Consider the following 23,143-nt stretch of genomic DNA (forward strand, 5'->3'; position numbering starts at 1 on the left):
TTTATTACGCTGATTGTTTTATTGCTTAGAGCACCTCATCTGCCACCTTTGGGACTATTATGGCTTCTGACCACACCCTTGTTGTAAACAATATTACTAAGCGCTTTGGCGATCTTTCCGTGTTAAATGGCATTTCGCTCACCGCAGATAAAGGCGATGTGATTTCACTCTTAGGCTCTAGCGGCTCCGGCAAAAGTACCTTTTTACGTTGCCTCAATTTATTAGAAATACCCGATTCTGGCGAAGTATTTGTCAATGGCGAATTAATTGAAATGGCTAAGCATCGCGGCAAAACCATCCCTAAAAGTGCTAAACAAGTAGACCGAATTCGCACACGCCTAGGCATGGTATTTCAAAGCTTTAATCTGTGGAGTCATCGCACTATTCTAGAAAATGTGATGGAAGCACCCGTGCATGTGCTCAAAGTGCCTAAATCAGAAGCTAAAGATTATGCGATGGAATTACTCAATAAAGTTGGTATTGCACAAAAAGCCGATAGCTACCCTGATCATTTATCCGGTGGTCAGCAACAACGGGTAGCGATAGCGCGGGCTTTAGCGATGAAACCAGACGTAATGCTCTTTGATGAACCAACCTCTGCACTCGATCCTGAGCTAGTGGGGGAGGTATTGCGCGTGATGCGTCAATTAGCGGATGAAGGCATGACGATGCTGGTGGTCACGCATGAAATGGGTTTTGCACGCGAAGTATCCTCCAAGGTGATTTTTTTGCATCAAGGTCGTATTGAAGAGCAAGGTACACCAGAACAACTATTTGGTAATCCTCAAACCGAACGCTGTAAGCAGTTTTTAGCTAATCAGTATAAATAATGGCTAGTTTTACCCACTACCGTAAGTTACCTAGTGTCCTATTTTTTCCAGAGACGCTGTAAATACCTCCCTGTACGCTTCTAGGCGGCATCCATGCCGCCTAGACTCTTCCAAAAACAGGACACTAGGTAACTTACTCAGTAGTAACTCATTACACTTTAGTAACTTATTAACCTTTTGACTGTCACAACTACGTAACACAAACGTCAAACAACAGGAGTTGACTCATGACTAAACTAACTACGCTCATTGCTAGTGCCTTAATCGCCTTAAGCCTTAGTGCTACCGGTCACGCAGCCGATAAATTATTATTAGGTACTGAAGGTGCATATGCCCCTTTTAATAGCATTGACAAAGATGGCAAATTAGTCGGTTTTGATATTGATATTGGCAATGCACTGTGTAAAGCGATGGAAGTGGAATGTGAATGGGTAACTTCCGATTGGGATGGATTAATTCCTGCACTCGATGCCAAAAAATTTGATGCGATTATTGCCTCTATGTCGATTACCGCTGAGCGTAAAGAAAAAATCGACTTTACTAATAAATACTACAGCACTCCGATTAAATGTGTGCGTGAAGTAGGTAAAGACGTTGATCCTACTGATACTGACAAGCTCAAAGGCAAAATGGTAGGCGTACAAAGTGGTGTAGTCGCAGACAATTTTGCACGCGCTAAATTTAAAGATATTGCTGAGGTTACTGCTTATAAAACCCAAGAAGAAGCCAACCTAGACTTATTATCTGGACGGGTTGATTTAGTGTGTGCGGACTCAGTGGTATTAGCCCCCTTTGTTAAAGATGAAAAAAATGCGGGTAAGGTCGAATTCGTTGGAGGTGATTTTACTGATGTCGAATTTGTCGGTGAAGGGGTAGGTATTGGGGTGCGTAAAGGCGATGCGGCTTTAATCGAGAAACTCAATAAAGCCATTGCCAAAATCCGTGAAGACGGTACTTATGCTGAAATCAATAAAAAGTATTTTGATTTCGATTTATACGGTAATTAATGAATTGTAGGGGTAAACCTGTGTGTTTACCCTAAAAAGTAGGGGTAAACCTGTGTGTTTACCCTATAACTGCGTGTTTACCCTGTAAAACCAAGAGGGTAGTCACCTAGGACTACCCCTACTTCAGCCAATAAATTAGCGCGATGATAATACCTAAAGTGACGACTAAAGCGCGTAGGGTATTGGGATTAATAAAGCCTGCTAGTTTGCCGCCTAACATCCCTCCGATTAATGCCCCTACAGCCATGACACCCGCTGCGAGCCATACCACTTGACCTGAACATAAAAAGAATACGGCAGCCGCTACATTGACACAAAACGCGACCGCTTGCTTGAGCGCATTCAGTTCAGTCAGTGTTCCCTCTAGTACTAGGGCTAATACTGCCAAAATAATCACACTCAAACCTGCCCCAAAATATCCACCATAAATCGCCCCCACTAATACTAAAGGCACGACCCACCATACGGGTAAATGCGCATGAGCTGGATTTTGTAGGCGCTGCTTGAGCCAATCACGCAAAGGATTTTGTAAAGCTAATAAAAGAGAAGCGAGTAAAATTAACCAAGGCACTAAGGCACTAAATACCTTCTCGTCGGTTTGTAATAGTAATAAAGCCCCGATCAAGCCCCCCACAATCGCAATCGGTAATACCCAAGGCCAATAATGCTGTTGGGCTTTGATCGCTTTCCATTGTGCTAGGGTGGCTCCAAAGTAGCCCGGACATAAAGCCACGGTACTGGTTACATTAGCAGTAATGGGCGGGATACCAATAGCTACCAGTGTAGGAAAGGTCACTAATGTGCCCCCACCCGCTAAGGCATTAATTAACCCTGCGGCAATACCTGCACCCAAAATCGCCATTAGTTCCCACCCAGATACTGCTAGCATTTATCTACCCCTGCTCATCCGCTAAACTAGGATCTAATTCAGCCGCTAAGTCTTGTGGCTCAATCTCTAATCCCTCTAACTCATCGTCCCAATTAGGTCCCACTAATAAATCATCTTCGTGCATACCGGGCAGCCAATCGCTAGTAAACTCCTCTAGACTAATGGCTTCGGGCTGATACTGAGTCCACTCATCCGTACAATGTGCACGAGCCGCCGCCTCACTTGACCAAAACGGGATCACATCGGTCTCCTCAAAAAACGCTGAGGGACACGTCGCCCAGCCTTCATCGGAGTTTAATCCCCAGACTTGACCCGTCTGTTTAACTTCTGCAATGAAAGCATCATACGCAGCTTCAAAATCGACTTCAGCGTCTTTCATAATGATTTCTCACAATTAACAACCATCGATGCAAGGAATAAGCTTATTACTCCCTACGTATGCGGCTTGGAGCCTAATAGGATTATGGAGGGTTTTGTGTTGCTACTCCATCACCATTTTACTCATAAACCATTTTTACCCCATGTTGCTCACATACCTCAATCAAACGTTGGCTAGGTAAAGCATCCATAAATAGGCTAGTTAATTGCGCCACATGCCCCACTCGCACCGGAGCCGAGCGCTCTAATTTACTTTTATCGGTCACTAAAAAACGCTCACGCGCATTGCTGAGAATAGCCTGAGTCACGCGCACTTCACGATAGTCAAAATCAAGTAGAGCACCCTCCTCATCTAAAGCTGAGGCTCCAATTACCGCGTAATCCAGTTTAAACTGCTTCACAAAGTCAGCCGTAGCCTCACCAATAATCCCTCGGTCGGCATGGCGTAATACCCCCCCGGCAATAATGATCTCAAAGCTAGGATTATGAACTAAGATATTGGCACATTGAGATTATTGGTAATCACCATTAAATTACGATGTTGCAATAGTGCTTGTGCCACTGCCTCAGTGGTAGTACCTAAATTAATAAATAGTGAGCTATTATCAGGAATCTGTGCGGCACAGAGTTTGCCAATGCGTTGTTTTTCCTCAGCGTACATATTACGGCGTTGCTCATACTCCACATTCGCCACACCCGACACCAACACGGCTCCGCCATGAACTCGTGCTAATAATCTAGCCTCACATAATTCATTCAAATCCTTGCGGATCGTTTGTGGCGTTACCTCAAACGCCATTACTAGCTCGTCCACACTGACACGTCCCGTTTCGCGGGCTAGGGCTAAAATCTGTTGTTGTCGCAACGCTGATTGCATAATTACTCTCCTCAAAACCACGCTCGATCGCAGCTTGATAAACTAAGCCTATGTTAATCACTTAACCTTAAATTTTCTAAGCTTAATTAACTATTTTCGTTTTTAGCTTTTTATGAGCCAATAAATGAAAATAAATATTGATTAAACGAAACAAAACGAAGATACTTAATTTCGTTTTGAATCAGCCACGCCAGAGGTTAGCATGCAAAATAATCCAGACCTTTATGACTTAGCCATTATTGGTGGAGGTATTAATGGGTGTGGTATTGCGCGTGATGCAGCGGGGCGAGGTTTAAAAGTGGTATTAGTCGAGCAAGGCGACTTAGCCCAAGGTACTTCCTCAGCCAGTACTAAACTCATTCATGGTGGTTTGCGCTACTTGGAGCATTATGAGTTTCGTTTAGTGCACGAGGCGCTCTCAGAACGCGAAGTTCTCCTCAAAAACGCTCCGCATATTATTTGGCCACTGCGTTTTATCCTGCCGCATAATGCTGAATTACGCCCCCAGTGGATGATTCGGTTAGGGTTATTCATGTATGACCATATGGGCGGGCGCAAACTACTTCCAGCGACTAAAACGCTTGACTTAACGCGAGACATTGCCGGAAAACCACTAGCCGCTGGCTATACCAAAGGTTTTGAATATTCAGATTGTTGGGTTGATGATGCTCGCTTAGTAGTCTTGAATGCTTTGGATGCTAAGCAACGCGGAGCTACGATTTTAACTCAAACCCAATGCATTGGTGCTAACCGTCAAGCTGAGCACTGGGACATTACCTTAAAAGCACACGATCAAACTTATAAGATTCACGCTAAGGGCTTAGTGAATGCGGCGGGACCTTGGGTTGATCAATTACTCCACCAAGTCGCGCAACTGCCCACTACGCAACACAATGTGCGCCTAGTACGTGGCAGCCATATTGTTGTACCCAAACTGTATGATCATGATCGTGCTTATATTTTCCAAAATGGCGATGGACGCATTATTTTCGCTATCCCCTATGAACAAGATTTTACCCTATTAGGTACAACTGACCGCGATCATGATTCCAGCCTAGATCAAGTGACTATTGCCGAGGATGAGGTCGACTACATTTGTAAAGCAGCCAGTGAGTACTTTAAAAATCCGATTACCCGCGACCAAGTAGTCTGGACGTATTCTGGTGTGCGCCCACTCTATGATGATGGTGCGAGTACCGCTCAAGAAGCGACCCGTGATTATGTCTTAAAAGTCAGTGATCAAAATGGCAACTTACCCTTGCTCAATATCTTTGGCGGCAAAATCACGACTTACCGACGCTTGGCTGAGGATGCATTGCATAAATTAACAACCTATTACCCTGAAATGAAGTCTGCTTGGACGCATGATGCCGCATTAGCCGGTGGAAATTTTGGAGTAGGCGAAGTATCCGAACTGATTGAGCGCTTACAGCAAGAGTATGGTTTTTTAAATGCTACTTGGGCGCGTAGTTTAATACGTCGCTACGGCACACGCGCTTGGGATATGTTGGCAGATGCTAAACAATTAAGCGACATGGGGCAGGTCTTTGGTGCTACTCTGACTGAGCGTGAAGTTTATTTTTTGCGTGATCGGGAGTGGGCCAATAGTAGTGAAGCCATTTTATGGCGACGTTCTAAATTAGGCTTGCATATGACACCTAAAGAGCGCGACTATTTCACGAATTGGTTTGCTAACCATTAAATAGCATTACAACTAGCAGGAGGAGCAATATGAGCTTGACCTTGGAACAAGTCTCCAAAGTCGTCGGGCGGGATACACATATATTTCCCACCACTCTCAGCTTAGCGGCAGGTAGTTTAAATGTACTGTTGGGTGCAACTCTAGCAGGCAAAACTAGCCTAATGCGCTTAATGGCTGGTTTAGATAAACCCACGACTGGACGCATACTGTGGCAAGGACAAGATGTCACCGCTAAACCCGTGCAAGAACGCCATGTAGCAATGGTTTACCAGCAGTTTATTAACTATCCTTCGCTTAGCGTTTACGAAAATATCGCCTCTCCCCTGAGAATTCGCGGCCTACCGAAAAAAACCATTCAAGCTAAAGTACACGAGGCTGCTGAGCTACTCAAACTCACCCCTATGCTCAAACGTAGACCACTAGAATTATCTGGTGGGCAACAACAACGCTGTGCTCTAGCGCGTGCTTTGGTTAAAGAGGCGGATTTGGTACTACTGGATGAACCACTGGCTAATCTCGACTACAAATTGCGCGAAGAGCTAAGGGTTGAACTACCACGTATTTTTACTGCTTCGGGTGCGGTATTTGTCTATGCCACTACTGAACCGACTGAAGCCTTATTATTAGGGGGCAATACCGTCACCTTACATCAAGGGCGCGTGACTCAGTTTGGTAATACCTTAGACGTATATCGCTACCCACAAACGCTTACGACCGCGCAAGTTTTTTCCGATCCGCCTTTGAATACGTTGCAAGTGACTAAACAAGACCACCAACTCACCACTCCTGAGGGTCAAGTGCTCATTTGCCCTCCTGCTCTACAAGCGCTACCTAATGCACCCTATACCCTAGGCTTTAGACCGAATCATTTAACTCTGCAACCGAGTAGCCCCCACGATTTAGCCTTTCAAGCACAAGTCACTGTTGTGGAGCTATCGGGTTCTGAAAGCTTTATTCATCTCATGCACGAGGATCAACGTTGGGTGGCGCTAGTAGGCGGTATTCATGATTTACCCTTAGGTAGTCACTTAAAACTCTATGTCGCCCCCGAACGGGTATATGCTTTTAATGCTCAAGGTGCTTGGATGTCCACCTCCTCACTGGCTCAGGCAGCCTAAAGGCAGAACAGATGGCTGAAATATATCTCAAACAATTGGCTCACAGTTACCTGCCGCACCCACAAGCACCGAGTGATTATGCTTTAAAACAAATTGATCTAGTCTGGGAAGATGGCAAGGCTTATGCCCTGTTAGGTTCGTCCGGTTGCGGCAAATCCACCTTACTGAATATTATTTCCGGTCTACTGCATCCTAGCCAAGGGCAAGTATTATTTAATGGTCAAGATGTAACCCATCTACCCACCGAACAACGCCATATTGCTCAAGTATTCCAGTTTCCGGTGGTGTACGACACTATGTCGGTGTATGACAATCTCGCTTTCCCGCTGCGCAATCGTAAAGTGGACGAGGCGACCATTAAAACTCGCGTGCAAGAAATTGCCCAACTCTTGGAAATGACGGGCGACCTGAAGAAAAAAGCACAAGGCTTAACCGCTGATGCTAAGCAAAAAATTTCATTAGGGCGAGGCTTAGTACGTCAAGATGTGGCAGCCATTTTATTTGATGAACCGCTCACCGTGATTGATCCGCACTTGAAATGGCTATTGCGCATGCAGCTCAAAGCACTGCATCAAAAAAGCAACCGTACCATGATTTATGTGACTCACGATCAGACCGAGGCTTTAACTTTTGCCGATCAAGTGGTAGTGATGTATGACGGCTATGTGGTGCAAATGGGCACGCCACAAGCACTCTTTGAGCGTCCGGCTCATACCTTTGTCGGCTATTTCATTGGTAGTCCGGGGATGAATGTATTACCTGTGCAAGTAGCAGGTAATCAAGTCCATCTCAAGGATCAAATACTGCGTCTAGCACAAAAATACTCCCCTGAATCTCATACCAAACTAGAACTAGGTATCCGCCCCGAATTCCTGAGTCTGCATCGTGAATCAACCTTTAATAGTATTCCAGTCACTGTCCAGCGTATTGAAGATATTGGACGGCATAAGATTGTGCGTACTGATTTTCAGGGTTTAGCTATTAATGTGATTGTGCCCGAAGGCGTTGCGGTTAGTGCTGACTATACCTATTTGAGTTTTGACCAAGCCCATATCCATCTGTATGCCAATGATTGGTTAATCGCAGCGGAGGACGCCCTATGAATAAAACTTGGAATAATAAAGCATGGTGGATGGTACTACCGGTAGTATTGCTAGTCGCCTTCAGTGCGGTGATTCCTTTGATGACCGTAGTGAACTACTCGGTACAAGACACCTTTGGCAATAATCAGTTTTTCTGGGCTGGCTTGCAGTGGTTTGAGGAAATTGTTAACTCTGAGCGCTTTCATGAAGCTTTAATTCGACAGTTTATTTTTAGCGCCGTTATTTTAGCGATTGAGATTCCCTTGGGGATTTTTATTGCTATGAATATGCCCAAAAAAGGCTGGGGCGTGCCCGTCACCTTAGTACTGATGTCTTTGCCTTTATTGATACCTTGGAATGTGGTCGGAACCATTTGGCAAATTTTTGGACGGGTGGATATTGGTCTGCTTGGTGCAAGCATGCATGCCTTAGGGATTGATTATAACTATACACAAAATATTCGAGATGCTTGGATCACGGTCGTGGTCATGGATGTATGGCATTGGACTTCGCTGGTGGCTTTATTGTGCTATGCCGGATTGCAATCCATACCAGAAGCCTACTATCAAGCGGCACGTATTGACGGGGCGAGTAGTTGGGCAATCTTCCGCTACATTCAACTACCTAAAATGCGTGGGGTGCTGCTGATTGCAGTGCTATTGCGCTTTATGGATAGTTTTATGATTTATACCGAGCCATTTGTAGTCACCGGCGGTGGACCGGGGAATGCAACGACTTTCCTATCGATTGATTTAGTCAAAATGGCAATTGGGCAATTTGATTTAGGCCCTGCCGCTGCCTTTTCCATTATCTACTTCCTGATTATTTTATTGCTCAGTTGGGTATTTTACACCGTGATGACCCATCTGGATAAACAGGAGCAAAAGTCATGAGTACTTTAGCCCAGCCTAATAATGCTCCTGTTAAATCCTCACGGATTAGCCGTCAAGGTATAGTCATAACGGTGTATCTAATCTTTTTACTCTTACCGATTTATTGGCTCATTAATATGAGCCTCAAAACCAATGAAGAGATTTTGTCGACCTTTAGTTTATGGCCGCAAAATTTGACCTTGGATAACTATATTAAAATCTTCACTGATCCCTCGTGGTATTCGGGCTATATCAATTCAATTACCTATGTGGTCTTGAATACTTTGATTTCGATTACGGTAGCTCTACCTGCGGCTTATGCGTTCTCGCGTTATCGTTTTTTAGGGGATAAGCATCTGTTTTTCTGGCTACTGACCAATCGTATGGCCCCCCCTGCGGTCTTTGCCCTGCCCTTTTTCCAGCTCTATAGCTCAGTGGGTTTATTTGACACCCATATTGGAGTGGCGTTAGCGCATTGCTTATTTAATGTGCCATTAGCGGTATGGATTTTAGAAGGCTTTATGTCAGGTGTACCTAAAGAGATTGACGAGACTGCTTATATTGATGGCTATAGTTTCACACGCTTTTTTACACGTATTTTTATGCCCTTAATTGCCTCTGGTATTGGGGTCACTGCCTTTTTCTGCTTTATGTTTTCATGGGTGGAATTATTACTCGCCCGCACCTTGACCTCAGTAGCGGCTAAACCGATTGCTGCCACCATGACCCGCACGGTATCCGCTTCGGGTATGGATTGGGGGGTACTCGCAGCGGCGGGGGTACTGACGATTATTCCCGGAGCCTTAGTGATTTGGTTTGTGCGCAATTATATCGCCAAGGGTTTTGCCCTTGGGCGGGTATAGGGAGGCTGTGATGGATTTAAGCTGGATGGCTTGGACGTGGCAGACCGCTGTGTTTTTTAGCCTGATTTTGTTAGCACTGATTTTGATGACGATTTGGAGTATTAAAGCCCCTCAAGCACCAAGGAGAGGACTATTAGGCATTGAAACCACACCGGGCGATAGATTGTTTATTTCGCTTTTGGGGAGTGCCTTTATTTGTTTGGGGTGGCTCGCAGCCATTGGCTCGCCCTTATGGTGGGCCTTGGCGATCTGTGTACTTTATGCTCTGGCGGTGTTTCGCTGGGTATAAATTTGATTCATCTAGGAGGAGTATATGAAACTGAAACGTTTAAGTTTTACCGTAGCTACGGCGCTGATGCTCAGTTATGGTTCCCTCGCTTTCGCCGATATTGAAGCGGCTAAAAAGTGGATTGATAGTGAATTTCAACCCTCTGCACTATCAAAAGATGATCAAGTCAAAGAAATGGAGTGGTTTGTCAAAGCGGCCGAACCCTTCAAAGGTATGGAAATCAATGTAGTTTCTGAAACTATTACCACACACGAATATGAAGCTAAAACCTTAGCTAAAGCCTTTACCGAAATTACGGGGATTAAAGTCACTCATGATCTGATTGGTGAAGGGGATGTGGTCGAGAAACTACAAACTCAAATGCAATCGGGCAAAAATATTTACGATGCATTTATTAATGACTCCGATTTAATCGGTACGCATTGGCGCTATCAACAAGTGCGTAACTTGACTGATTGGATGGCAGGTGAAGGCAAGGATGTCACTAATCCTAACTTAGATATTGCTGATTTTATTGGTGCAAGCTTTACCACAGGGCCTGATAAAAAGCTGTATCAATTACCTGATCAACAATTTGCCAATCTGTATTGGTTCCGTTACGACTGGTTCTCTGACCCTAAAAATAAAGAGGATTTCAAAGCGAAGTATGGCTATGACCTCGGTGTACCCGTGAACTGGTCTGCTTATGAAGATATTGCAGAATTTTTTACTGGACGTGAGCAAGACGGTAAAAAAGTCTTTGGTCATATGGACTATGGTAAAAAAGACCCCTCCTTAGGCTGGCGCTTTACCGATGCATGGATGTCTATGGCAGGTATGGGCGATAAAGGTGAGCCGAATGGTTTACCTGTTGATGAATGGGGTATTCGGGTGAATGATAAATCCCAACCCGTTGGCTCGTGTGTAGCACGCGGTGGTGCAACCAATGATGCCGCCGCCGTTTATGCGGTGACAAAATACGTCGACTGGCTCAAAAAATATGCGCCCCCAGCCGCTGCTGGGATGGTGTTCTCTGAAGCAGGCCCCGTGCCCGCACAAGGTGAAATTGCTCAGCAAATGTTCTGGTATACCGCCTTTACTGCCGATATGGTCAAAGAAGGCTTACCCGTCATGAACACAGACGGCACACCGAAATGGCGTATGGCTCCTTCTCCCCACGGTGCTTATTGGCAAAACGGTATGAAGGTGGGCTATCAGGATGCGGGTTCTTGGACACTGATGAAATCCACCCCGACGGAGCGTGCTAAAGCGGCATGGCTCTATGCTCAGTTCGTTACTTCTAAAACGGTAGATGTTAAAAAATCGCATGTCGGTTTAACCTTCATTCGTGAATCAACCGTTAATCATGAAAGCTTCACCGAACGCGCCCCCAAACTAGGCGGCTTGGTCGAGTTCTATCGCTCGCCTGCACGCGTACAATGGTCTCCCACCGGAACCAATGTGCCAGACTATCCCAAACTTGCTCAATTGTGGTGGCAAAACATTGGTGATGCTTCTTCTGGTGAAAAAACACCACAACAAGCCTTGGACGCTTTATGCGAAGCTCAAGAGAAAGTATTGGAGCGTTTAGAGCGTAGTGGTGTACAAGGTGATTTAGGACCTAAAATGAATGAGCCTAAAGATCCTAATGAATGGCTCTCTGATGATCATGCACCCCGCAAAAAGTTAGAGAACGAAAAGCCTACACCTGAAACGGTTGATTACGATGAACTGATTAAATCGTGGAAAAAAAGCTAAATTAAGGTAGTGACAGACTCCAGTAGGTGTAGACTTAAGTGTCTACCCTCTTAGGTCTCAGTCCAACTTCTTCTATGCCTAAGCACTAAGGGCAATCACGTAGGATTGCCCCTACTTTTGCTTAATTCACTGCCTTTGTTAAATCGCTATTAGGAGTTATTGAGTGATGTCTCAGTATATTGTCGCTATTGATCAAGGTACGACCTCTAGTCGCAGTATTGTGTTTAATGAACAACTTCAAGTCCTAGCGATTGCTCAACAAGAATTTCCGCAACATTTTCCACAATCCGGTTGGGTAGAACATGACCCTAATGATTTATTAAACACTACCCTGAATACATTTAAACAAGCCCTTAGCAAGGCTAATATTACTCCTCAACAAGTGGCCACGATTGGCATTACTAACCAACGTGAGACAGTAGTCGTCTGGGACAAAAGTAGCGGAAAAGCCATTTACAATGCGATTGTGTGGCAAGATCGACGTACCGCTGAATACTGCCAAAGCCTCAAAACCTCGGGTGCAGAAACACTGATTCGAGAAAAAACGGGCTTACTCGCAGACCCTTACTTTAGTGGTACAGAAGTACGCTGGATTTTAAATCATGTCGAGGGTGCGCGCGCTAAAGCCGAACAGGGTTTATTAGCGCTGGGTACGATTGATACTTGGCTGATTTGGCATTTAACCGCAGGCAAAGTACACGCTACCGATGCCACCAATGCGAGTCGTACCCTACTTTATAATATTCATACGCATCAATGGGATGAGGAGCTACTGAAGCTATTGGATATACCCATGTCTTTATTACCAGAAGTCAAAGATAGTGCCGCTCATTTCGGCGTGACCGATGCTAGCTTGGTTGGAGCTGCTATTCCGATTGGTGGTGTGGCGGGTGATCAGCATGCAGCGGTGGTCGGTCAAGCCTGTTTTAAAGCAGGTATGATGAAATCGACTTATGGTACGGGTTGTTTTGCGCTTTTGAATACCGGTGATCAAGCCGTACTGTCTAATAATAAACTACTCACTACCCTAGCCTATCAATTAAACGGCAAAGCGACTTATGCGCTAGAAGGCTCGATTTTTGTAGCCGGTGCTGCGGTGCAGTGGTTACGGGATGGCTTAAAAGTGATTCAGCACGCCCAAGAGACACAAGCACTAGCCGAACAAGCTGATCCTCACCAACAGGTCTATTTAGTACCCGCTTTTGTTGGCTTAGGTGCACCCTATTGGGATGCGGAGGCACGCGGAGCTTTATATGGTTTAACGCGCAATACGGGAGCTGCGGAATTAGCACGAGCGACGTTGGAGAGTATTGGGTATCAAACACGCGATTTATTAGAAGCGATGCAAGCGGATAGTGCCCAACTACAAGCGGCGCAAACCGTTTTGCGTGTAGATGGAGGTATGACAGCTTCTAATTGGACTATGCAATTTTTAGCCGATATTTTAAATAGTCCTGTAGATCGCCCCCAAATACTAGAAACTACCGCGATGGGTGCGGCATGGCTCGCGGGCTATCAACAAGGGATTTGCCCTGATCCTGAAACTTTCGCGGCACAGTGGGCGCTCGATCAGCGTTTTGAGCCGCGTATGAGTGAGGACATACGACAAGCAAAATACGCAGGTTGGAAACAAGCGGTAAGGCGCACCTTGACCGCATAATATATACAAGTTATCGAGCACTCCTTCTACAGTCGCTGTGAATACATTCTTGTACGCTTCAAGGCTGTATCCCTGCCGCCAAGACTGTTCCAGAAATGCCCGATACCTTGTACTCAGAACCACTTTGCATCCCCTCCAAAGTAGGCTGATGTGCTAATAAGATTAGTATTATTTCACCGCATGAGTGCGCCACTCATTAATCCACTCTTTACGATTTTTGGCGATTTCCTCGTTACTAAAACCAATACGTTTAGGCTGAATCAGTTCATTAAATGCCGGAGGTAATTCAATACCGTCTATGACAGGTAACATCCAATTAGTGACTGGAATAATAGTTTGTGCCTCTTTTGAGACTAAAAACTGTAGAAATTGTTTAGCTAATTCGGGTTGTTTAGTTGTTTTAGTGATAGCCGCTACTTCGATTTGGGGAATATGTCCTTCCTCAAAAAGTGCCGCTTTATATTGGGTTTTATTTTCGCTAATCACATGATAGGCAGGTGAAGTACTGTAGCTTAGGACATAATCCGAGCCATCTTTTAAAAACATGCTATAGGCATCCCACCAGCCTTTAGTCACCGTAGTGGTATGTTGTGCTAATTGCTTCCATGCTTCGGGGGCTTTATCACCGTACACCGCTTTAACCCAGAGCATTAAACCTTGCCCCGGAGTGCTAGTACGGGGATCTTGATAAATCACACTCGCTTGGGATTCAACTAATTCCTTTAGTGATTTAGCAGGCTCTTTAATCGTTTCACTATTATAAATAAAAGCGAAATAGCCATAGTTATAGGGTACAAAGGTATTATCCGACCAGTTTAATTCGGCTTTTAAAGGCGGCAAAGTCAAACCGTGTTCTTGGACTAAACCCGTCGCCCGTGTTTCTTCCACTAAGCCATTATCCAGCCCTAATACTACGTCGGCTTTGGTGGTACCGCCCTCAATCCGTAGGCGATTTAAAATACTCACCCCATCTTCAACTGCAACGAACTTCAGATCGCAGTTACATTGTTTTTCAAAAGCTGCTTCTAATTTAGGTCCCGGTCCCCATTCAGAGGTGAATGAGTCATAGGTGTAGACCGTAAGATCAGCCGCTTGAGCACTGAATGCCACCATACTTAAGGCTAAGGACGCCAATAATTTCATGAGATTTTAACCTTTATCCTGTTTTTAGTTACCATAGGCGGATGACTCCAACCCTATCTATGCGGCTGCACACTTGGTTGCATGCCACTCTCCAAGCGCCTTGTGTGCTACAGCCCCTGATCGGTGGCAGTAGCAATGCCTTATATCGTGTTGAATGCCAGCAGCACGCTTATGTGTTGCGGGTCAATGCGCCTAGTGATATTGCGTTTAGCGTCAATCGCCAGTGCGAGGCTAAAGTGCTTGACTTGATTCAGCCCTATCCTTGGGCAGTACAAGTGATACGCAATGATGTAGCACAAGGTTTATGCCTGATGCAGACCTATACACCTGTCACGCAATCACTCAGTGCTGTTGGTTTAGGGCAGGTCTATGAGGCTATCCATGCCTTACAATCGATAGCCATTGCTTCGCACGATTTGCCGCTTTTGACTATTGACTACACCGCACTGACCGCCCAATACCAGCAGCAACTTGACCAATTCCCGCACTTGCGAGCCGCTCAGTGGCTACAAGAATGGCAACAAGGTCTTACTGCGTTACCGCCCCTTCCCCCTGTACTGGTGCATCAGGATTTACATGCAGGTAATTTGTGCTGGAACACTGTAGAACCTAGACAATTAATCTTGATTGATTGGGAGTATGCGGGGTTGGGTAATGCGTGGTTTGATGCTGTTCCTTTGCATAATTGGGGGTTTAGTGAGGCACAACTGCGCTCGTTGACCGCGTTTCAACATTTAACTACGAGGCAATGGAGAGAGGGTTTACAGCAGGCAAAACACTTGATTCAGGTATTAACGGATTTGTGGTACTGGGCTAGAAGCCACGCGCAGGAGCGATGAGGTAGACGAATAGATAGTAAAACGTTTCGTTTTGTACTCTTCCCTACGCCAGTACTAACTGGATCAGGTTCTGCGGGTCTGTAAACACATCTCAGCCACAAGGCTCCCCGAGAGTTGGGCGGACTATAGCATAATAAAATGATGGTTGTGATAAAGCGTGGGAAAAGTAGGGGTTAATAATGCTTTAAATTACCGCTGGTCGATGGTATCATTTTAAATAAATGAATAACTAACATTAATAAAAATTCCTATGAATACCATTTGTTGCCCTGTTATATCTATTCCGCCTAGTTCTAATATACCGATTCTGCCTAGTTTTTCTGTATAACCTGTTATACCTAGTTTCCGTATAACATACTGTTAGCTTCACACAATAAAGGACACAGCATTTTGGCAACTATATATGCAATTAAAGGCTTAATTCTAGAAGAGGTGTTGCTAAACTTACTCCGTGAGTCAGGATATAATGCTATTGATGCTGCAAGAAACGATTCAACTCTAAGAGATGGTAGCTCAGGACTAGAAGTTAAAGGTAGAGGCTGTAACCATCAAATAGATGCCATAGCTGATTTCACAATATCCCCACCCTTTTCATATCCTATTCGGTTACTATTAGAAGCAAAGTTTTATCAAAAGAATGTAGGTATTGAAATAGTTAGGAACGCTGTCGGAGTTTTAAAAGACGTAGGTGAGTATTGGGATGTCAACAATCAAAATCATTTCAAATCTAGATATCATTATCAATATGCCATTTTCACATCTTCAAAGTTTACAACCTCAGCGCAAAGATATGCTTTTGCACAAGATATTTATTTAATAAAACTAGAAAACAACAAGTACTTTAAACCGATAATCAATGAAATAAATAATCTTGATAGCACAGACTTCAATGGCTCAGCAGATAACAGTATAAATATTGAACTATCAGAACTAAGAAAAAATCTAAGAAGCTCTCTGAAAAATAGAGAGCCTAACCCTATGCACCAGTATCAAAGTGAAAAATTAATAAATATTTATGAACTAAGCATTGAGCTTGGCGCTTCTTACATTGGAGTGATTGGAAATTGTTTTCCAATCTTCCTAACACCCTCATCAGCATTTAATATTGATGACTTAATAGACGATCCAATGATACGAATATGTTGGGATAATTACAAATGGCTGATTGTAAAGAGAAGCGCAAGGTGTCCAACTCTAGATGAAGATGATATTTTATTTTCATTTGATTTGCCAGAAGAATTATTCAAACTCTACTCAGAAAATAACATGCTTACAAACGAAAGAGCCTTAGATTTAAAGCAAGATTTTATGTCTACAATTCAAATTATATTTCGACGGAATGATTCAAATATAATGTCTTCATTAAAACTAAAACTTGATCATCAATGGATTGAAGAAATTAGAAATAGAATTCAATAAAAAAGCTAACAATTATGTCGACGACGGACGCGGTGACAACCCGCGACTCCGACCAACTTACTCCCCGCCGCGCCCGTCACACATGACGTTCACCACCAAAAATCATAAAAGGCTATCCAAACAAATACTTAAATTTGCTCAACGAGTTTACTAACACAACGAGTCTGTACCTAACCAACTCATGCTACACTACCCTCAAGCCCTGAAGGACTAGCATGATGAAACGACGTAAATTACCCCTTGGTATTCAAACCTTTAGCGAGATTCGCCAGCAAAACTACTACTATGTAGACAAAACAGCGATTGCTGAACGCCTGATCCAACAGGGTAAACATTACTTTCTATCTCGCCCGCGTCGTTTCGGTAAAAGCCTCTTTTTAGACACCTTAAAAGAACTCTTTGAAGGCAACGAACCCCTTTTTCAGGGTTTAGCCATACACTCACAATGGGATTGGACACTCCAATATCCAGTAATACGCTTTAGCTTTGGCAGTGGTAATTTTATTGACCCGCAGTGGTTACAACAGACCCTAGATCAGCAACTAAACTACTTAGAACAAAAATTTAATTTACCCGCACAATTCACCCCCTTAGGTAATCGTTTTGCCGACTTAATCCAACGCCTTCATCAAAGCACTCAACTACCTGTAGTTATTCTCATCGATGAATACGATAAACCTATTTTAGATGCCATTGACCACCCTGAAACTGCGCAACTACACCGCGAGTTTCTACGCGGATTTTATAGCACCATTAAAGACTATGACGCTTATATTAAATTCAGCCTGCTCACTGGCGTGAGTAAGTTTTCTAAAGTTAGCCTATTCTCTGGCTTAAATAACTTATATGATCTCACCTTAGATGCTAATTACGCTCATATTTGTGGTTATACTGATAACGATATTGACACCACTTTTGCGCCTGAATTAATAGGTTTAGATCGGCAAGCTATTCGTGATTGGTATAATGGCTATAATTGGCTAGGCGAAGGCATTTATAATCCTTTTGATATTTTACAACTATTTCAAGGGCGTTTATTTAAAAACTATTGGTTTGAAACCGGAACACCTACTTTTCTACTTAAACTACTGATGCAACGTAAAGTTTTTTTGCCTAACTTAAATCAAGCCTCCAGTGACGATGATCTACTCTCTAGTTTTGATATTGATTATATGCCTATTGAGACGCTCATGTTTCAAACCGGATATTTAACGATTAAAGCATGGCAAGATATAGGGGGAACACGTTTTTATCATTTAGGTTATCCTAATCGAGAAGTATATCAAAGTTTAAACAATAGCTTGCTCCAATACTTAGTCCAAAATACTCAAGCCCAAGTGACACAGCGTATACAGCTCTATAAACTCCTCAGTACTAATGATTTGGCTGGCTTACAACCTTTATTTCATGCTTTTTTTGCGAGTATCCCCTATCACTGGTATACCAGCAATACTATTGCTGACTATGAAGGTTTTTATGCTAGTGTATTTTATGCCTATTTTGCCGCATTAGGTTTAGCAGTCATTACCGAAGATACAACTAATCAGGGACGTATTGATATGACCCTGCACTTTAATCAGCATATTTATATTTTTGAGTTTAAAGTCGTCGAACTAGCGCCTCAAGGTAAAGCACTACAACAATTAAAAGATAAAGCCTATGCAGATAAATACCGCCACCTGCAACAACCTATGGTGCTCATCGGAGTAGAATTTAGCAAAACAGAGCGTAATCTGGTAGCATTCGAGCTAGAAGCAGTGATTTAACTCCCTATATTCTTATTATTTAACCCTATCATTATTTTAGCGATATAACTTCTATGAACCTAACAACCTTTGAAGCTCAAATCAGTTCAGTCATTGTACAACGTGGCAGGGATTATGTGAGCCATGTGCGTAATTTAGAGGAAACCGAACCTGATTTTTGGCAAGCGGAGGTAAAAGGTAGTTATCTTTATGATGTTGAAATAGAAATAAAACATAATACTATTACTCACTGGTCGTGTAGCTGCCCATATGACGGTTATGTTTGTAAGCATGTAGTGGCTACTTTGTTCAATATTCGCAATACTTTCAGCCGTGATCCTAACAACTCTACCCTATTCACCCCTAAATTCACCCAAGTTCAACCTAAGCGGCTCACACAACAAGAGCGGGTTGCGCAGGTATTAGAGCAACTGCCTCAAGAGCAATTAAATCGCTATTTAATAGAGCTATTCAAAGAACATCGTGACCTTCAAGAGCAGTTTTTATTACGCTTTGAAGAGCATCAAGATGCGCATAAAGTCAAAAAAGATTTTTTAGCTAGTTTTCAGCGTTTAGTCGATAACCATACCGATCATGATTATATGGATTATGCGGATACTCGAAATTTTGCTCGCGAAGCAGCCTTACTTTTAAATACGCTTCAGCAGTCTAAAATAGCTGAGATAGTTAAAGTAGACATTTATCTTCATACCATTGAGGCCATTGAAGAAGTTGCTCAATGCTCTGATGATAGCAATGGTGAATTAAATGGTTTATTAAATGATATTGCTCAAGCATTGGATTCACTGAGTGATGCTCTCACTGAAGAGCAAATCACCGAATTACATCAGCAATTATATGCTCTTAATAAAAATTTAGATTATGGTTTAGATAGTAATTTTGAAGAGCTTTTGCACGACCTTGCTGTCAATCGTCCTCATTTACAGGATTATATGATTGAAAAACTCCAGCAAAGCTTAATGACCGCTTCACCTACTTATCAACAGCAAAGTATTGCCCTTAAACTAGAGCGTCACCTTATTGACTGGGGACGTGAAGAGGAAGCAAAACAGTTAACCAGCAAGTTAATCACCATTCCCGAATTTAGAGAGCGCCACCTTAAACAATTACTAGAGCAAAAAAACTATGATGAGGCTATCACCCTATTAACAGAAGGGATTCAATTAGCGACTAAAGAAAAACAAAACCATATTATTGCCAAATGGCGTAAATATTTAATTACTATTGCACATGAGACTAACAATACCGAGCTACTCCGAATAGAATTATTAAACTCCTTTCAAGAATCAGGCTATAAGCTAAAAGATTATTTAGAGCTACGTTCCACTTATGAAGTAGAGCAGTGGAAAACCATAAAAAACACTATTTATGACAGCATTCCTAAGCATCATACATTACAACGTGCAGATATTTTGCAAGCTGAGAATAATATCTCCGCTCTGTATGAGCTAGTGACTAAAAGTAATAGTTTAAATCTTTTAAAAAATCATGCGCTTTTACTATCGGCCACCTACCCTAATGAAATAAAACAAAAATATACTCACTTTATTACCGAAAACCTTAAGTATACGGGGCGTGAAGTTTATGAGCAGGCGGCTAAGGATTTAAAAATGATTAGTTTATTTCCTGAAGGGAGTGCTTTAGCTAAGCAACTCATTGAAACATTTAACGTCCAATATAAAAATCGCCCCCTCATGGTGAAACTCTTCAATGACCTCAAACGCAGCTTATAAGTCACTCCTGTAATTAATACTCAGGGGGTAATCGAGAGAAAAAACGCTGATAACCCTTGACATAGCCGCTCTTTCCTGTTGGATTGTGCACTTTTTTAGTGGAATCTTTGACTGTGAGCATGAGTCCCTTTCTGCAAACGGCGCTACAAGCCGCCCAAGCAGGTCAAGCTGTAATCGAAAAATACTATCACGGGCACTTTGAGGTACAAATCAAGGCCGATCAATCGCCTGTCACCATCGCGGACATTGAAACCGAACAAACTATTAAAAACATTATCTTAACCGCCTTCCCTGAGCACGGTTTCTTTGGCGAAGAGTCGGGCAAAACCAATCCAGACGCCGAATATACCTGGCTGATTGACCCGATTGACGGTACGAAAAGCTTTGTGCGTCGCTACCCTTTTTTCTCTACCCAAATTGCACTCATGCGCGGTAATGAGCTGATTTTAGGGGTCTCCAATGCGCCTACCTTTGGTTCTGGTCAACTCGCTTATGCTGAGCTGGGACAAGGGGCTTATCTGAATGGGGAGCGTATTCAGGTCAGTGGTTATACCGATATTCAACAAGCCGCATTGTCTACTGGTAATATCAAAACCTTGGCACAACACCCCGCGCGTTGGAATGCATTAGGGCAAATGATTCAAAACGTGCAGCGCATTCGCGGCTATGGTGATTTTTATCATTACCATTTATTAGCGTCGGGCAAAATTGATTTAGTGCTCGAATCGGATGTGAATATTTTAGACATTGCCGCTCTTGCGGTGATTGTGCGGGAAGCGGGTGGAGTATTTACTGATTTAGAAGGGCAAGCTTTAAATCTCAATAGTACCAGCGTGCTAGCCGCCGCCAGCCCTGCGCTACATGATTATGCTTTAGCCAAGCTCAAGGTTTAATAGACCGTTTTAGGAGGTCAAATCATCGACCTCCAGAGCTGATACGAGAGGCTCCTCGTCGACCACTAGGCTGAGTACGTTTTGCGTATCCAAGTGATAAGTCTGGAAGTCATGCGCTAAAAATAATGCGCCGTGATAGTACAAGCGTGCCTCCTCTGCAAGCGGTGATACATCAGCACTATAGCGAGCGCTAAAATGAGTGAGTACTAGATTAGGCACTTGATAATGCTCAGCAAACTGCGCCACTTGTTTAGCACTGCTATGTTGCGGGTTTGGACCAACTTTATCGGCGATGGCTTGGGTATAAGTGGCTTCATGTACGACGACTTGTACCTGATTGAGATAGGGTACGAGTAATTCAGGCGTATCATTATCTCCCCCAATAATCACCGCTCTTGGCACACTAGCCGAGTTATTAATCAAATAATCTTTAGGGTTTAAGATACGTCCATCTTCCAACGTGACAGTTTCACCGCGCTGTAATCGCCCCCACACGGCTCCACGTGCAATCTGGTCTGCTTTGAGCTTGTCCTGATTGAGCTTTATGGTGGGCTTAGTAGGATTTTCTTCAAAACGAAACGCATAAGAGGGCACTCGATGCGACAAAGCAATCGCTTGTACTTGGAAATCCGGCAAACTCACGGGGGCTGGGGCTGTCAACGACTCAATGGCGATATAGGTAATGCGATAACTCAAACGCGCCTGACTCAGCTCCAGCGTCTGAGTCAGCCATTGTTCAATCGCAGCAGGAGCAATAATCAGTAAAGGCTCAGTTCGTCCGTGCATTGTTGCACTGGCTAATAAGCCGGGCAGACCATAGCAATGATCGCCATGCACATGAGTGATTAAAATAGCGCTTAAATAGCGAATAGATAAAGCAGTATGCAGTAATTGATGCTGAGTACCCTCTCCACAATCAATGAGATACCAACGCTTATGGCGGGCGCTTTGTAAAGCGATTCCCGTGACATTCCGTTGCTTGGTCGGTGTACCCGAAGAGGTTCCTAAAAAAGAAATAAACATAAGTGCACATGATCAATCATAAAGAGCTTAAGCATAATGCGATTAGGGCAAAACTGCGAGTACACCCTTTTGCCCTTACCTAGCATCTGTGGAGGCAATAGATGCTTACCTTTATACCTTTAATCCCAAATAAGTAGTCGTTCAAAAGTTATCGAGCATTCCTGCCGCCAAGACTGCTCCAGAAATACCCAATAACTTTCACTCAAGTACTTACCTATTAAAAGTATTAACCAGCATTTATTCTAAAGGAGGAATAATTAATAACGCACCCGCTGCGACTCGATCGGGTGAGGTGAGTTGCTCCTTATTCGCCTCGTAAATCAGCCTAAACTTCATAGGGTCTTGATAAATTTGACCCGCAATCGCTGAGAGTGAAGCGCCCTCTTCTACTTTAAAATAAGTCACCTCCTGACCTTCAGCATTTTTTTGCTTGAGCATAACTCCATAAGAGCGCGGAGCATTCTCAGTCGCTGTAACCTCAGCAGCATTCTCCGGCTCTGGCGTGGGTAACTCAGGTAGCAAAGACTGCTTGGGTGGCTCTGACGTTTCCGTAGCTGGGGGAGGAGTCGATTCTGGCTCTGGTTGTGGAGTGGGTTGAGCCTCTGGCTGCGGCTCTGGTTGAGGTTCAGACTTTAGTATTTCAGTTTCAATGACTGGCGTTGCAGATGGTGCAGGATGGGTGGCAGTGCTTGGCTCGTTTACGTTTAGCTCAGCTTGCGGTGTTGGCTCTGGCACAGTTGTTACGCTTGTCTCAGTAGTGCTAGAGGGCACAGAGGCTGCTGGTTGCCCCTGTGTCTGTGGTTGTTGCATCAGTGCGGCAGCGCTATTGAGTAAACTTTCTTCGGTAGACGTATTTTGAGTTGTTGGCTTTTGCTCCTCCACCATCAGACTTTCAGCCGCATTCAATAGCTTATCGACCGAAGGCGAAGTTTCCTCAGCATAACTATGCCTCCCTACTAATAAGCTCAGTAATACTAAACACCCTATACGCAAACTGTTAGTTTTCATCATAGCTGCCGCTTC

General features: G+C 43.7%; 20 protein-coding genes, 1 pseudogene and 1 riboswitch. Of the genes and pseudogenes, 15 read left to right on the forward strand and 6 right to left on the reverse strand.

Features of this window, described 5'->3' with window-relative positions; genetic code table 11:
- The first annotated feature begins 59 nt into the window (after positions 1 to 59).
- Positions 60 to 830 carry an ATP-binding cassette domain-containing protein gene (locus tag IPL34_RS15070; RefSeq protein ID WP_296842272.1) on the forward strand — a complete coding sequence of 257 codons (771 nt, stop codon included), beginning with the start codon at positions 60 to 62 and terminating at the stop codon, positions 828 to 830.
- Between the two features lie 227 nt (positions 831 to 1,057).
- Positions 1,058 to 1,837, forward strand: coding sequence for a lysine/arginine/ornithine ABC transporter substrate-binding protein (locus tag IPL34_RS15075; RefSeq protein ID WP_296842273.1), 780 nt, complete (start codon positions 1,058 to 1,060; stop codon positions 1,835 to 1,837).
- Positions 1,838 to 1,955: 118 nt separating this feature from the next.
- Here IPL34_RS15075 and IPL34_RS15080 read toward each other — a convergent pair whose 3' ends face one another.
- The 3 genes and pseudogenes from IPL34_RS15080 to IPL34_RS20755 all read right to left on the reverse strand — a co-directional run bounded on the left by IPL34_RS15080 (position 1,956) and on the right by IPL34_RS20755 (position 3,981).
- Positions 1,956 to 2,726: a sulfite exporter TauE/SafE family protein gene (locus IPL34_RS15080; protein WP_296842274.1), complete on the reverse strand. Its 771-nt coding sequence runs from the start codon at positions 2,724 to 2,726 to the stop codon at positions 1,956 to 1,958.
- A gap of 4 nt (positions 2,727 to 2,730) precedes the next feature.
- Positions 2,731 to 3,105 (reverse strand): DUF2750 domain-containing protein, encoded by a 375-nt coding sequence (locus tag IPL34_RS15085; protein WP_296842275.1) that lies wholly within the window; start codon positions 3,103 to 3,105, stop codon positions 2,731 to 2,733.
- Between the two features lie 118 nt (positions 3,106 to 3,223).
- Positions 3,224 to 3,981 (reverse strand): annotated as a pseudogene (locus tag IPL34_RS20755) (DeoR family transcriptional regulator).
- Positions 3,982 to 4,183: 202 nt separating this feature from the next.
- Here IPL34_RS20755 and glpD point away from each other — a divergent pair.
- The 8 genes from glpD to glpK all read left to right on the forward strand — a co-directional run bounded on the left by glpD (position 4,184) and on the right by glpK (position 13,304).
- Positions 4,184 to 5,683 (forward strand): glycerol-3-phosphate dehydrogenase, encoded by a 1,500-nt coding sequence (gene glpD / locus IPL34_RS15100; protein WP_296842277.1) that lies wholly within the window; start codon positions 4,184 to 4,186, stop codon positions 5,681 to 5,683.
- A gap of 29 nt (positions 5,684 to 5,712) precedes the next feature.
- On the forward strand, positions 5,713 to 6,801 hold the full coding sequence (locus IPL34_RS15105) for an ABC transporter ATP-binding protein (RefSeq protein ID WP_296842278.1): 1,089 nt from the start codon (positions 5,713 to 5,715) through the stop codon (positions 6,799 to 6,801).
- A gap of 11 nt (positions 6,802 to 6,812) precedes the next feature.
- The gene (locus tag IPL34_RS15110) at positions 6,813 to 7,904 is read left to right on the forward strand and encodes an ABC transporter ATP-binding protein (RefSeq protein WP_296842279.1); all 1,092 of its coding nucleotides are present in this window, start codon (positions 6,813 to 6,815) and stop codon (positions 7,902 to 7,904) included.
- Positions 7,901 to 8,776 carry a carbohydrate ABC transporter permease gene (locus IPL34_RS15115; RefSeq protein WP_296842280.1) on the forward strand — a complete coding sequence of 292 codons (876 nt, stop codon included), beginning with the start codon at positions 7,901 to 7,903 and terminating at the stop codon, positions 8,774 to 8,776. Before IPL34_RS15110 ends, IPL34_RS15115 begins: the two co-directional genes overlap by 4 nt.
- Complete coding sequence (locus IPL34_RS15120; protein ID WP_296842281.1) at positions 8,773 to 9,618, forward strand: carbohydrate ABC transporter permease; 846 nt, start codon at positions 8,773 to 8,775, stop codon at positions 9,616 to 9,618. Before IPL34_RS15115 ends, IPL34_RS15120 begins: the two co-directional genes overlap by 4 nt.
- Positions 9,619 to 9,628: 10 nt before the next feature.
- The gene (locus IPL34_RS15125; RefSeq protein ID WP_296842282.1) at positions 9,629 to 9,907 is read left to right on the forward strand and encodes a DUF2160 domain-containing protein; all 279 of its coding nucleotides are present in this window, start codon (positions 9,629 to 9,631) and stop codon (positions 9,905 to 9,907) included.
- Between the two features lie 24 nt (positions 9,908 to 9,931).
- Complete coding sequence (locus tag IPL34_RS15130) at positions 9,932 to 11,644, forward strand: ABC transporter substrate-binding protein (RefSeq protein ID WP_296842283.1); 1,713 nt, start codon at positions 9,932 to 9,934, stop codon at positions 11,642 to 11,644.
- 166 nt (positions 11,645 to 11,810) lie between these two features.
- Complete coding sequence (gene glpK, locus IPL34_RS15135) at positions 11,811 to 13,304, forward strand: glycerol kinase GlpK (RefSeq protein WP_296842284.1); 1,494 nt, start codon at positions 11,811 to 11,813, stop codon at positions 13,302 to 13,304.
- Positions 13,305 to 13,472: 168 nt separating this feature from the next.
- Here the strand turns inward: glpK and thiB are convergent, their stop codons facing one another.
- Complete coding sequence (thiB, locus tag IPL34_RS15140) at positions 13,473 to 14,447, reverse strand: thiamine ABC transporter substrate binding subunit (RefSeq protein WP_296842285.1); 975 nt, start codon at positions 14,445 to 14,447, stop codon at positions 13,473 to 13,475.
- 41 nt (positions 14,448 to 14,488) lie between these two features.
- On the opposite strand from thiB, the gene IPL34_RS15145 reads away from it, so the two are divergent.
- The 5 genes from IPL34_RS15145 to IPL34_RS15165 all read left to right on the forward strand — a co-directional run bounded on the left by IPL34_RS15145 (position 14,489) and on the right by IPL34_RS15165 (position 21,097).
- Positions 14,489 to 15,286, forward strand: a complete 798-nt coding sequence (locus IPL34_RS15145) for a phosphotransferase (RefSeq protein ID WP_296842286.1) — start codon at positions 14,489 to 14,491, stop codon at positions 15,284 to 15,286.
- A gap of 23 nt (positions 15,287 to 15,309) precedes the next feature.
- Positions 15,310 to 15,406, reverse strand: a riboswitch (TPP riboswitch).
- 270 nt (positions 15,407 to 15,676) lie between these two features.
- On the forward strand, positions 15,677 to 16,705 hold the full coding sequence (locus IPL34_RS15150; RefSeq protein ID WP_296842287.1) for a restriction endonuclease: 1,029 nt from the start codon (positions 15,677 to 15,679) through the stop codon (positions 16,703 to 16,705).
- 215 nt (positions 16,706 to 16,920) lie between these two features.
- Entirely contained in the window at positions 16,921 to 18,471 is a 1,551-nt protein-coding gene (locus IPL34_RS15155) for an ATP-binding protein (RefSeq protein WP_296842288.1), read from the forward strand.
- Between the two features lie 53 nt (positions 18,472 to 18,524).
- Positions 18,525 to 20,204 carry an SWIM zinc finger family protein gene (locus IPL34_RS15160; RefSeq protein ID WP_296842289.1) on the forward strand — a complete coding sequence of 560 codons (1,680 nt, stop codon included), beginning with the start codon at positions 18,525 to 18,527 and terminating at the stop codon, positions 20,202 to 20,204.
- A 119-nt stretch (positions 20,205 to 20,323) separates the two neighbouring features.
- On the forward strand, positions 20,324 to 21,097 hold the full coding sequence (locus IPL34_RS15165; RefSeq protein ID WP_296842290.1) for an inositol monophosphatase family protein: 774 nt from the start codon (positions 20,324 to 20,326) through the stop codon (positions 21,095 to 21,097).
- A gap of 9 nt (positions 21,098 to 21,106) precedes the next feature.
- Here the strand turns inward: IPL34_RS15165 and IPL34_RS15170 are convergent, their stop codons facing one another.
- Both IPL34_RS15170 and IPL34_RS15175 read right to left on the reverse strand, forming a co-directional pair.
- The gene (locus IPL34_RS15170; RefSeq protein WP_296842291.1) at positions 21,107 to 22,120 is read right to left on the reverse strand and encodes a ribonuclease Z; all 1,014 of its coding nucleotides are present in this window, start codon (positions 22,118 to 22,120) and stop codon (positions 21,107 to 21,109) included.
- Positions 22,121 to 22,357: 237 nt separating this feature from the next.
- Complete coding sequence (locus IPL34_RS15175; protein WP_296842292.1) at positions 22,358 to 23,131, reverse strand: hypothetical protein; 774 nt, start codon at positions 23,129 to 23,131, stop codon at positions 22,358 to 22,360.
- Positions 23,132 to 23,143: the final 12 nt, after the last annotated feature.

The organism is Thiofilum sp., from assembly GCF_016711335.1.
Taxonomy (GTDB): domain Bacteria; phylum Pseudomonadota; class Gammaproteobacteria; order Thiotrichales; family Thiotrichaceae; genus Thiofilum.